Genomic DNA, 12,028 nt, shown 5'->3' with positions numbered 1-12,028 from the left:
GCATGAACAGCACGCTTATCCAGACAGACCGTTTCGCCCTGAGCGAAACCGAACGCTCGGCCATCGAGCACGAGATGCATCACTACGAAGACCCGCGCGCGGCGTCCATCGAAGCCCTGAAGATCGTCCAGAAGGAACGTGGCTGGGTGCCGGACGGCGCCATCCACGCCATCGGCGAAGTGCTGGGCATCCCGGCCAGCGATGTCGAGGGTGTGGCCACCTTCTACAGCCAGATCTTCCGTCAGCCTGTCGGCCGCCACATCATCCGCGTGTGCGACAGCATGGTCTGCTACATCGGCGGCCACGAATCGGTGGTCAGCCAGATCCAGAGCGAGCTGGGCATCGGCCTCGGCCAGACCACCGCCGACGGCCGTTTCACCCTGCTGCCGGTGTGCTGCCTGGGCAACTGCGACAAGGCCCCGGCGCTGATGATCGACGACGACACCTTCGGTGACGTGCAGCCGGCTGGCGTTTCCAAATTGCTGGAGGGTTACGTATGACCATTACTTCCTTCGGCCCGGCCAACCGCATTGCGCGCACGGCCGAAACCCACCCGCTGACCTGGCGCCTGCGCGACGACGGCGAGCCAGTATGGCTGGCCGAGTACGAATCGAAGAACGGCTACGCCGCTGCCCGCAAGGCGCTGGCGCAAATGTCCGCCGACGACATCGTGCAAAGCGTCAAGGACTCGGGCCTCAAGGGCCGTGGTGGCGCTGGCTTCCCCACTGGCGTGAAGTGGGGCCTGATGCCCAAAGACGAATCCATGAACATCCGCTACCTGCTGTGCAACGCGGACGAAATGGAGCCGAACACCTGGAAGGACCGCATGCTGATGGAGCAACAGCCCCATCTGCTGGTCGAGGGCATGCTGATCAGCGCCCGCGCCCTGAAGGCCTACCGTGGCTACATCTTCTTGCGTGGCGAATACACCACCGCGGCGAAAAACCTCAACCGTGCCATCGATGAAGCCAAGGCCGCTGGCCTGCTGGGCAAGAACATTCTCGGCAGCGGTTTCGATTTCGAGCTGTTCGTGCATACCGGTGCCGGCCGCTACATCTGCGGTGAAGAAACCGCACTGATCAATTCCCTGGAAGGCCGCCGCGCCAACCCGCGCTCCAAGCCGCCCTTCCCTGCCGCAGTTGGCGTGTGGGGCAAGCCGACGTGCGTGAACAACGTCGAAACCCTGTGCAACGTGCCGGCCATCGTCGCCAACGGCAACGACTGGTACAAGTCGCTGGCCCGTGAAGGCAGCGAGGACCACGGCACCAAACTGATGGGCTTCTCCGGCAAGGTGAAGAACCCAGGCCTGTGGGAACTACCATTTGGCGTTACCGCCCGCGAGCTGTTCGAAGACTATGCCGGTGGCATGCGTGATGGCTTCAAGCTCAAGTGCTGGCAGCCAGGCGGCGCCGGTACCGGCTTCCTGCTGCCCGAGCACCTTGATGCACAAATGTACGCCGGTGGCATCGCCAAGGTCGGCACCCGTATGGGCACCGGCCTGGCCATGGCGGTCGACGACAGCGTCAACATGGTGTCGCTGCTGCGCAACATGGAAGAGTTCTTTGCCCGCGAATCGTGCGGCTGGTGCACCCCATGCCGTGACGGCCTGCCGTGGAGCGTGAAGATGCTGCGCGCACTGGAAAACGGCCAAGGCCGCGCCGAAGACATCGAGACGCTGCTGGGGCTGGTCAACTTCCTCGGCCCGGGCCGTACCTTCTGTGCTCACGCACCGGGGGCGGTGGAGCCGTTGGGCAGTGCCATCAAATACTTCCGCTCGGAGTTCGAGGCCGGTGTAGCACCGGAAAGCGCTGGCACCCTGCGCCCGAACCTGGCGAAGCCCATTGTGGTAGGCGCATAACAAGATAGAACGCGGGTGGTCCGTGCCACCCGCCAGCCTGTCGGCCGGCCCGCATGAAGTGTGGCGTGCCGCAGGCTCACAGATTTCCATTAGCCACGCCCGCTCACGCGGGCCAACGAAGAACTTTGAACAATGGCCACTATCCACGTAGACGGCAAAGCGCTCGAAGTCAACGGTGCGGACAACCTGTTACAGGCGTGTCTGTCGCTCGGCCTCGATATCCCTTATTTCTGCTGGCACCCGGCGCTCGGTAGCGTCGGCGCCTGCCGGCAATGTGCGGTCAAGCAGTACACCGACGAGAACGACACCCGTGGTCGTATCGTCATGTCCTGCATGACCCCCGCCTCCGACGGCACCTGGATCTCCATCGACGATGACGAGTCCAAGGCGTTCCGCGCCAGCGTCGTCGAATGGCTGATGACCAACCACCCGCACGACTGCCCGGTCTGCGAGGAAGGCGGTCACTGCCACCTGCAGGACATGACGGTAATGACCGGCCACAACGAGCGCCGCTACCGTTTCACCAAGCGTACCCACCAGAACCAGGACCTCGGCCCGTTCATCGCCCATGAGATGAACCGCTGCATCGCCTGCTACCGTTGCGTGCGCTACTACAAGGACTACGCCGGTGGTACCGACCTGGGCGTCTACGGCGCCCACGACAACGTGTACTTCGGCCGCGTCGAAGACGGCGTGCTGGAAAGCGAGTTCTCCGGCAACCTGACCGAGGTCTGCCCGACCGGCGTGTTCACCGACAAGACCCACTCCGAGCGCTACAACCGCAAGTGGGACATGCAGTTCGCCCCAAGCATCTGCCACGGCTGCTCCAGCGGCTGCAACATCAGCCCGGGTGAGCGTTACGGCGAGCTGCGCCGCATCGAAAACCGCTTCAACGGCTCGGTCAACCAGTACTTCCTGTGCGACCGCGGCCGCTTCGGCTACGGCTACGTCAACCGCAAGGACCGCCCACGCCAGCCACAGCTGGCCGACGGCACCAAGCTGGGCCTGGACGCCGCCCTGGACAAGGCAGCCGACCTGCTGCGCGGTCGTACCATCGTCGGTATCGGCTCGCCACGCGCCAGCCTCGAAAGCAACTACGGCCTGCGTGAGCTGGTCGGTGCCGAGTACTTCTACTCGGGCATGGAAGCTGGCGAACTGGCGCGCGTACGCCTGGCCCTGAACGTGCTGAACAACAGCCCGCTGCCAGTACCGACCCTGCGCGACATCGAAGACCACGACGCCGTGTTCGTCCTCGGCGAAGACCTGACCCAGACCGCTGCCCGCGTCGCCCTGGCCGTCCGCCAGGCCACCAAGGGCAAGGCCGAGGCCATGGCCGAAGCGATGAAAGTGCAGCCATGGCTCGACGCCGCCGTGAAGAACATCGGTCAGCACGCGCTGTACCCGCTGTTCATCGCCTCGCTGGCTGAAACCAAGCTGGATGACGTTGCCGAAGAATGCGTGCACGCCGCGCCGGCCGACCTGGCCCGCATCGGTTTCGCAGTGGCCCACGCCATCGACCCGAGCGCACCAGCGGTCGCCGGCCTGGACGACGAAGCCAAGGCCCTGGCCCAACGCATCGCCGACGCCCTGGTCGCCGCCAAGCGTCCACTGGTCGTTGCCGGTACATCGCTGGCCGACCCAGCGCTGATCGAAGCCGCCGCCAACATCGCCAAAGCCCTGAAGCTGCGCGAGAAGGACGGTTCGCTGAGCCTGGTAGTGCCTGAGGCCAACAGCATCGGCCTGGCCATGCTCGGCGGCGAGTCCGTCGATGCCGCGCTGGACGCCGTCATCAGCGGCAAGGCCGACGCCATCGTGGTGCTGGAAAACGACCTGTACGCCCGCGTACCGGCCGCCAAGGTCGACGCAGCCCTGGCGGCGGCCAAGGTAGTGATCGTTGCCGACCACTCGAAAACCCCGACGGTCGACCGCGCCCACCTGGTACTGCCAGCCGCCTCGTTCGCCGAAGGCGACGGCACCCTGGTCAGCCAGGAAGGCCGTGCCCAGCGCTTCTTCCAGGTGTTCGACCCGCAGTACCTGGACAGCAGCATCCAGATCCACGAAGGCTGGCGCTGGATGCACGCCCTGCGTGCCACCCTGCTGAACAAGCCGGTCGACTGGACCCAGCTGGACCACGTCACCAGCGCCTGCGCCGAAGCCGCCCCGCAATTGGCCGGCATCGTCAACGCCGCGCCGAGCGCTGCGTTCCGCATCAAGGGCATGAAGCTGGCCCGTGAGCCGCTGCGCTACTCCGGCCGTACCGCCATGCGCGCCAACATCAGCGTGCACGAGCCACGCACCCCGCAAGACAAGGACACCGCGTTCGCCTTCTCCATGGAAGGCTACTCGGGCTCGGCCGAACCGCGCCAGCAGGTGCCGTTCGCCTGGTCGCCGGGCTGGAACTCGCCACAAGCCTGGAACAAGTTTCAGGACGAGGTCGGTGGCCACCTGCGTGCCGGTGACCCAGGCGTGCGCCTGATCGAGTCGCAAGGCGACCGCCTGAACTGGTTCAACGCCATTCCGGGCGCCTTCAACCCGGCCCGTGGCACCTGGACTGCCGTGCCGTTCTTCCACCTGTTCGGCAGCGAAGAAAGCTCCTCGCGCGCCGCCCCGGTGCAACAGCGCATCCCGGCTGCCTACGTGGCCCTGGCCAAGTCCGAAGCCGACCGACTGGGCGTCAACGAGGGTGCCCTGCTGAGCCTGAACGTCGCCGGTGTGGCCCTGCGCCTGCCGCTGCGTATCAATGAAGAGCTGGGCGCTGGCCTGGTCGCGTTGCCGAAAGGCCTGGCCGGCATCCCGCCTGCCATCTTCGGTGCATCCGTCGAAGGTCTGCAGGAGGCAGCACAATGAGCTGGTTCACCCCCGAAGTGATCGACGTGATCATCCAGGTCGTCAAGGCTATCGTGGTCCTGCTGGCCGTGGTGGTCTGCGGCGCCCTGCTCAGCTTCGTCGAGCGCCGCCTGCTGGGCTGGTGGCAGGACCGCTACGGTCCGAACCGTGTTGGCCCGTTCGGCATGTTCCAGATCGCCGCCGACATGCTGAAGATGTTCTTCAAGGAAGACTGGAACCCGCCCTTCGTCGACAAGATGATCTTCACCCTGGCACCGGTCGTGGCCATGAGCGCCCTGCTGATCGGCTTCTCGATCATCCCGATCACACCGGGCTGGGGCGTTGCCGACCTGAACATCGGCCTGCTGTTCTTCTTCGCCATGGCCGGCCTGTCGGTCTACGCGGTGCTGTTCGCCGGCTGGTCGTCGAACAACAAGTACGCCCTGCTGGGCAGCTTGCGTGCTTCGGCACAGACTGTGTCGTACGAAGTGTTCCTGGGCCTGGCGCTGATGGGCGTGGTGGTACAGGTGGGCTCGTTCAACATGCGCGACATCGTTGAGTACCAGGCCCAGAACCTGTGGTTCATCATTCCGCAGTTCTTCGGCTTCTGCACCTTCTTCATCGCTGGCGTCGCCGTGACTCACCGTCACCCGTTCGACCAGCCAGAAGCGGAACAGGAACTGGCCGACGGCTACCACATCGAGTATGCCGGCATGAAGTGGGGCATGTTCTTCGTCGGTGAATACATCGGCATCATCCTCATCTCGGCGCTGCTGGTGACCTTGTTCTTCGGCGGCTGGCACGGCCCGTTCGGCATCCTGCCGCAACTGCCGTTCCTGTGGTTCGCCCTGAAGACCGCGTTCTTCATCATGCTGTTCATCCTGCTGCGCGCCTCGATCCCGCGCCCACGCTATGACCAGGTGATGGACTTCAGCTGGAAGTTCTGCCTGCCGCTGACCCTGATCAATTTGCTGGTGACCGCTGCGCTCGTGCTCTACAACACGCCAGCCGTCGCGGCCCAGTGAGGATTTGACCCATGTTCAAGTATATCGGCGACATCGTTAAGGGCACCGGCACTCAGCTGCGCAGCCTGGCCATGGTGTTCTCCCACGGGTTCCGCAAGCGCGATACCCTGCAGTACCCAGAAGAACCCGTGTACCTGCCGCCGCGCTACCGCGGCCGCATCGTCCTCACCCGCGACCCCGATGGCGAGGAGCGCTGCGTAGCGTGCAACCTCTGCGCGGTGGCTTGCCCGGTTGGCTGCATCTCGCTGCAGAAGGCCGAGACCGAGGACGGGCGCTGGTACCCGGAGTTCTTCCGCATCAACTTCTCGCGCTGCATCTTCTGCGGCCTGTGTGAAGAAGCGTGCCCGACCACCGCGATCCAGCTGACTCCGGATTTCGAAATGGCCGAGTTCAAGCGTCAGGACCTGGTGTACGAGAAAGAAGATCTGCTGATCTCCGGCCCCGGCAAAAACCCTGACTACAACTTCTACCGTGTTGCGGGTATGGCAATCGCTGGCAAGCCAAAGGGCTCTGCACAGAACGAAGCCGAGCCGATCAACGTGAAGAGCTTGCTCCCATAAGGACAGAAAGATGGAATTCGCTTTCTACTTCGCATCCGGGATCGCCGTGGTCTCCACCCTTCGGGTGGTGACCGGCACCAACCCCGTGCACGCCTTGCTTTACCTGATCATTTCGCTGATTTCCGTGGCCATGATCTTCTTCTCCCTGGGTGCGCCGTTCGCCGGCGCCCTGGAAGTGATCGCCTACGCCGGCGCCATCATGGTGCTGTTCGTGTTCGTGGTGATGATGCTCAACCTCGGGCCGGCCTCGGTCGCCCAGGAACGCGGCTGGCTCAAGCCCGGCATCTGGGCCGGGCCGGTAATCCTCGGCGCCCTGCTGCTGGCTGAGCTGCTGTACGTGCTGTTCGTCACCCCGAGTGGCGCAGGCATCAGCGGTACCACCGTGGGCCCGAAAGCAGTCGGTATCAGCCTGTTCGGCCCGTACCTGCTGGTGGTCGAACTGGCGTCGATGCTGCTGCTGGCTGCAGCCGTCACTGCCTTCCACCTGGGCCGCAACGAGGCGAAGGAGTAAATCATGGGTGCTATCCCTCTCGAGCATGGTCTGGCAGTCGCCGGCATCCTGTTCTGCTTAGGTCTGGTTGGCCTGATGGTCCGCCGCAACATCCTCTTCGTGCTCATGAGCCTGGAAGTCATGATGAACGCCTCTGCCCTGGCGTTCGTCGTCGCCGGCGCCCGCTGGGTCCAGCCCGACGGCCAGGTGATGTTCATTCTGGTGATCAGCCTGGCAGCTGCCGAGGCCAGCATTGGCCTGGCCATCCTGCTGCAGCTGTATCGCCGCTTCCACACTCTCGACATCGATGCTGCCAGTGAGATGCGCGGATGAACCTTCTCTTCCTGACTTTCGTCTTTCCCCTCATCGGCTTCCTGCTGCTGTCGTTCTCGCGCGGACGGTTCTCGGAGAACCTGTCCGCCCTGATCGGCGTCGGCTCGGTAGGCCTGTCGGCGGCAACGGCCGCGTACGTCATCTGGCAATTCAACGTCGCCCCGCCTGAAGGCGGCGGGTACAGCCAGCTGCTGTGGCAGTGGATGTCGGTAGACGGCTTCGCGCCGAACTTCACCCTGTACCTGGACGGCCTGTCGGTGACCATGCTTGGCGTGGTGACCGGTGTCGGCTTCCTGATCCACCTGTTCGCTTCCTGGTACATGCGTGGCGAAGCCGGCTACTCGCGCTTCTTCTCGTACACCAACCTGTTCATCGCCAGCATGCTGTTCCTGATCCTGGGCGATAACCTGCTGTTCATCTACTTCGGCTGGGAAGGCGTGGGCCTGTGCTCGTACCTGTTGATCGGTTTCTACTACAGCAACCGCAACAACGGTAACGCCGCACTCAAGGCGTTCATCGTCACCCGTATCGGCGACGTGTTCATGGCCATCGGCCTGTTCATCCTGTTCGCCCAGCTGGGTACCCTGAACGTGCAGGAGCTGCTGGTGCTGGCACCGCAGAAGTTCCAGGCGGGTGACACCTGGATGGTCCTGGCCACACTGATGCTGCTGGGTGGTGCCGTCGGTAAATCGGCGCAGCTGCCACTGCAAACCTGGCTGGCCGACGCGATGGCGGGCCCGACCCCGGTTTCGGCACTGATCCACGCCGCCACCATGGTGACTGCGGGCGTGTACCTGATTGCCCGTACCAACGGCCTGTTCCTGCTGGCGCCGGACATCCTGCACCTGGTAGGCGTGGTGGGTGGCGTGACCCTGGTACTGGCCGGCTTCGCCGCGCTGGTGCAGACCGACATCAAGCGTATCCTCGCCTACTCGACCATGAGCCAGATCGGCTACATGTTCCTGGCCCTGGGCGTAGGTGCCTGGGACGCGGCGATCTTCCACCTGATGACCCACGCCTTCTTCAAGGCCCTGCTGTTCCTCGCGTCGGGTGCGGTGATCGTTGCCTGCCACCACGAGCAGAACATCTTCAAGATGGGCGGCCTGTGGAAGAAACTGCCGCTGGCCTACGCCAGCTTCGTGGTCGGTGGTGCCGCCCTGGCCGCCCTGCCGATCGTGACCGTGGGCTTCTACTCCAAGGACGAGATCCTCTGGGAAGCGTTCGCCAGTGGCAACACCGGCCTGCTGTACGCCGGCCTGGTCGGTGCGTTCATGACCTCGCTGTACACCTTCCGCCTGATCTTCATCGCCTTCCACGGCGAAGCCAAGACCGAAGCCCATGCCGGCCACGGCATCAGCCACTGGCTGCCGCTGGGCGTGCTGATCGTGCTGTCGACCTTCGTCGGTGCCTGGATCACCCCACCGCTGGCAGGCGTGTTGCCTGAAAGCGCCGGCCATGCCGGTGGCGAAGCCAAACATGCGCTGGAGATCACCTCGGGTGCCATCGCCATCGCCGGTATCCTGCTGTCGGCCCTGCTGTTCCTGGGCAAGCGCAGCTTCGTCAGCGCCGTTGCCAACAGCGGCATCGGTCGTGTCCTGTCGGCCTGGTGGTTCGCTGCCTGGGGCTTCGACTGGATCTACGACAAGCTCTTCGTCAAACCGTACCTGCTGATCAGCCACATCCTGCGCAAGGACCCGGTTGACCGCACCATCGGCCTGATTCCGCGGATGGCGCGTGGCGGCCATGTCGCCATGAGCAAGACCGAGACTGGCCAGCTGCGCTGGTACACCGCCTCTATCGCCGTGGGTGCCGTGCTGGTACTCGGTGCCGTGGTAGTGGCTGCGGTATGACTATGAATCTTGCGACTTTGCCAAAGGAAACCAACCCGTCATGATTTTGCCTTGGCTGATCCTGATCCCCTTCATCGGCGGCTTCCTGTGCTGGCTGGGTGAGCGCTTCGGTGCCACCCTGCCGCGCTGGATCGCGCTGCTGACCATGTCCCTGCTGCTCGGCATTGGCCTGTACCTCTGGGGCACCGGCGACTACACGCTCGCTCCCGCTCCGGGCGCCGAACCGGCCTGGGCCGTGGAATACAAAGTCCAGTGGATCCAGCGCTTCGGCATCAGCATCCACCTGGCCCTCGACGGCCTGTCGCTGCTGATGATCCTGCTCACCGGCCTGCTCGGTGTGCTGTCGGTACTGTGTTCCTGGAAAGAAATCCAGCGTCACGTCGGCTTCTTCCACCTCAACCTGATGTGGATCCTCGGCGGCGTGGTCGGTGTGTTCCTGGCCCTGGACCTGTTCCTGTTCTTCTTCTTCTGGGAAATGATGCTGGTGCCGATGTACTTCCTCATCGCGCTCTGGGGTCACAGCTCGGCAGACGGCAAGAAGACCCGGATCTACGCGGCGACCAAGTTCTTCATCTTCACCCAGGCCAGCGGCCTGATCATGCTGGTAGCGATCCTGGGCCTGGTACTGGTCAACTACAACACCACCGGCGTGCTCACCTTCAACTACAGCGACCTGCTCAAGGCCGAGCTGCCAGCGGGCGTGGAATACGTGCTGATGCTGGGCTTCTTCATCGCCTTCGCGGTGAAGCTGCCGGTAGTGCCGTTCCACTCCTGGCTGCCTGACGCTCATGCCCAGGCACCCACCGCAGGCTCCGTGGACCTGGCCGGTATCTTGCTGAAGACTGCAGCCTACGGCCTGCTGCGCTTCGCCCTGCCGCTGTTCCCGAACGCCTCGGCCGAGTTCGCGCCAATTGCCATGACCCTGGGCCTGATCGGCATCTTCTATGGTGCCTTCCTGGCCTTCGCGCAGACCGATATCAAGCGCCTGATCGCCTTCTCCAGCGTCTCGCACATGGGCTTCGTGCTGATCGGTATTTACTCCGGCAGCCAGCAGGCTCTGCAAGGCGCGGTGATTCAGATGCTGGCCCACGGCCTGTCGGCTGCCGCGCTGTTCATCCTGTCCGGCCAGTTGTACGAACGCCTGCACACCCGTGACATGCGCCAGATGGGTGGCCTGTGGCACCGCATCGCCTACCTGCCCGCCATCAGCCTGTTCTTCGCCGCTGCATCGCTGGGCCTGCCAGGCACCGGCAACTTCGTCGGCGAGTTCCTGATCCTGCTCGGCAGCTTCGTGCATGTACCGTGGATCACCGTGATTGCCACCACCGGCCTGGTGTTCGGTTCGGTGTACTCGCTGATCATGATCCACCGCGCCTACTTCGGCCCGGCCAAGACCGACACCGTGCTGGCCGGCATGGACGGTCGCGAACTGATCATGGTGCTGGGCCTGGCGGTATTGCTGATCCTGCTGGGCGTGTATCCGCAGCCGTTCCTCGACACCTCTGCCGCCACCATGAGTGGCGTGCAGCAGTGGCTCGGTTCCGCTTTCACTCAACTCGCTTCGGCCCGGTAAGAGCGCTATGGAATTCACCACTCAACACTTCATCGCATTGGCGCCGATGCTGATCACCACCATCACCACGGTGGTGGTGATGCTGGCGATCGCCTGGAAGCGCAACCACTCGCAGACCTTCCTGCTGTCCACCGTGGGCCTGAACCTGGCCCTGCTGTCGATCCTGCCGGCGCTGAAGGTCGCGCCGCTGGCGGTCACCCCGCTGCTCACCATCGACAAGTTCGCCTGCCTGTACATGGCGATTGTCCTGGTGGCAACGCTGGCCTGCGTCACCCTCGCCCACGCCTACCTTGGCGAAGGCTCCAAGGGTTTCCCGGGCAACCGTGAAGAACTCTACCTGCTGCTGCTGATGTCGGCCCTTGGTGGTCTGGTGCTGGTCAGCGCCAACCACCTGGCTGGTCTGTTCATCGGCCTGGAGCTGCTGTCGGTGCCGGTCTACGGCCTGGTGGCGTACGCGTTCTTCAACAAGCGTTCGCTGGAAGCCGGCATCAAGTACATGGTGTTGTCGGCCGCAGGCTCGGCCTTCCTGCTGTTCGGCATGGCCCTGCTGTACGCCGACGCTGGCAGCCTGAGCTTCGACCAGATCGGCAAGGCCCTGGCCGCCACCAGCATGCCAAGCCTGGTGGCCCAGCTGGGCCTGGGCATGATGCTGGTCGGCCTGGCCTTCAAGCTGTCGCTGGTACCCTTCCACCTGTGGACCCCGGACGTGTACGAAGGCGCTCCGGCACCGGTCGCCGCGTTCCTGGCCACCGCCAGCAAGGTCGCGGTGTTCGCTGTGGTCGTGCGCCTGTTCATGCTCTCCCCTGCCGCCAGCAGCGGCGTGCTGAGCACCGTACTGGCAGTCATTGCGGTCGCCTCGATCCTGGTCGGTAACCTGCTGGCGCTGACCCAGAGCAACCTCAAGCGCCTGCTCGGTTACTCGTCGATCGCCCACTTTGGCTACCTGCTCATCGCCCTGGTAGCCAGCAAGGGCCTGGCCCTGGAAGCCATGGGCGTGTACCTGGTCACCTACGTGATCACCAGCCTGGGCGCCTTCGGTGTCATCACCTTGATGTCCTCGCCTTACGCCGGCCGTGACGCCGATGCGCTGTACGAGTACCGCGGCCTGTTCTGGCGCCGTCCGTACCTGACTGCCGTACTGACCGTGATGATGCTGTCGCTGGCGGGCATCCCGCTGACTGCCGGCTTCATCGGCAAGTTCTACATCATCGCCACCGGTGTCGAGTCGCACCTGTGGTGGCTGGTCGGTGCCCTGGTGATCGGCAGCGCCATCGGCGTGTACTACTACCTGCGCGTCATGGTCACCCTGTACCTGGTCGAACCGAACCTGCGTCGCCACGACGCTCCACTGAAGTGGGAACAGCGCACCGGTGGTGTCATGCTGCTGGCCATCGCCATTCTTGCCTTCGTGCTCGGTGTCTACCCACAACCACTGCTGGAACTGGTCCAGCAGGCAGGCCTGCAACTGATCGGCTGATTGCCCCGGCAATACAAGACACCCCGCTTATGCGGG

General features: G+C 64.1%; 10 protein-coding genes. All 10 read left to right on the top strand.

Annotation, left to right across the window (positions count from 1 at the left end; translation table 11 throughout):
- The first annotated feature begins 2 nt into the window (after positions 1-2).
- The 10 genes from nuoE to nuoN all read left to right on the top strand — a co-directional run bounded on the left by nuoE (position 3) and on the right by nuoN (position 11,992).
- Positions 3-500: an NADH-quinone oxidoreductase subunit NuoE gene (gene nuoE / locus OO258_RS20340; protein ID WP_003251433.1), complete on the top strand. Its 498-nt coding sequence runs from the start codon at positions 3-5 to the stop codon at positions 498-500.
- Positions 497-1,858, top strand: coding sequence for an NADH-quinone oxidoreductase subunit NuoF (nuoF, locus tag OO258_RS20335; RefSeq protein ID WP_110744708.1), 1,362 nt, complete (start codon positions 497-499; stop codon positions 1,856-1,858). The genes nuoE and nuoF overlap by 4 nt, the downstream gene beginning before the upstream one ends.
- 132 nt (positions 1,859-1,990) lie before the next feature.
- A complete protein-coding gene (gene nuoG / locus OO258_RS20330) occupies positions 1,991-4,705 on the top strand; it encodes an NADH-quinone oxidoreductase subunit NuoG (RefSeq protein ID WP_110744709.1) in 2,715 nt (904 codons plus the stop codon).
- Entirely contained in the window at positions 4,702-5,709 is a 1,008-nt protein-coding gene (gene nuoH / locus OO258_RS20325; protein WP_029886631.1) for an NADH-quinone oxidoreductase subunit NuoH, read from the top strand. The genes nuoG and nuoH overlap by 4 nt, the downstream gene beginning before the upstream one ends.
- An 11-nt stretch (positions 5,710-5,720) precedes the next feature.
- The gene (gene nuoI / locus OO258_RS20320; protein WP_003251442.1) at positions 5,721-6,269 is read left to right on the top strand and encodes an NADH-quinone oxidoreductase subunit NuoI; all 549 of its coding nucleotides are present in this window, start codon (positions 5,721-5,723) and stop codon (positions 6,267-6,269) included.
- A gap of 10 nt (positions 6,270-6,279) precedes the next feature.
- Positions 6,280-6,780, top strand: coding sequence for an NADH-quinone oxidoreductase subunit J (gene nuoJ, locus OO258_RS20315; RefSeq protein ID WP_085625351.1), 501 nt, complete (start codon positions 6,280-6,282; stop codon positions 6,778-6,780).
- Positions 6,781-6,783: 3 nt separating this feature from the next.
- Positions 6,784-7,092 carry an NADH-quinone oxidoreductase subunit NuoK gene (nuoK, locus tag OO258_RS20310; protein ID WP_003251446.1) on the top strand — a complete coding sequence of 103 codons (309 nt, stop codon included), beginning with the start codon at positions 6,784-6,786 and terminating at the stop codon, positions 7,090-7,092.
- Complete coding sequence (nuoL, locus tag OO258_RS20305; RefSeq protein ID WP_266032195.1) at positions 7,089-8,942, top strand: NADH-quinone oxidoreductase subunit L; 1,854 nt, start codon at positions 7,089-7,091, stop codon at positions 8,940-8,942. Before nuoK ends, nuoL begins: the two co-directional genes overlap by 4 nt.
- Before the next feature lie 40 nt (positions 8,943-8,982).
- Positions 8,983-10,515: an NADH-quinone oxidoreductase subunit M gene (gene nuoM, locus OO258_RS20300; protein WP_110744711.1), complete on the top strand. Its 1,533-nt coding sequence runs from the start codon at positions 8,983-8,985 to the stop codon at positions 10,513-10,515.
- A gap of 7 nt (positions 10,516-10,522) precedes the next feature.
- Positions 10,523-11,992, top strand: coding sequence for an NADH-quinone oxidoreductase subunit NuoN (gene nuoN / locus OO258_RS20295; RefSeq protein ID WP_110744712.1), 1,470 nt, complete (start codon positions 10,523-10,525; stop codon positions 11,990-11,992).
- Positions 11,993-12,028 lie beyond the last annotated feature (36 nt).

The sequence above is a fragment of the Pseudomonas sp. DCB_BI genome, from assembly GCF_026240995.1.
Lineage (GTDB): Bacteria > Pseudomonadota > Gammaproteobacteria > Pseudomonadales > Pseudomonadaceae > Aquipseudomonas.
The sequence above is the reverse complement of the archived record's forward strand: the minus strand, read 5'-3'. Positions and strand labels throughout refer to the sequence as shown.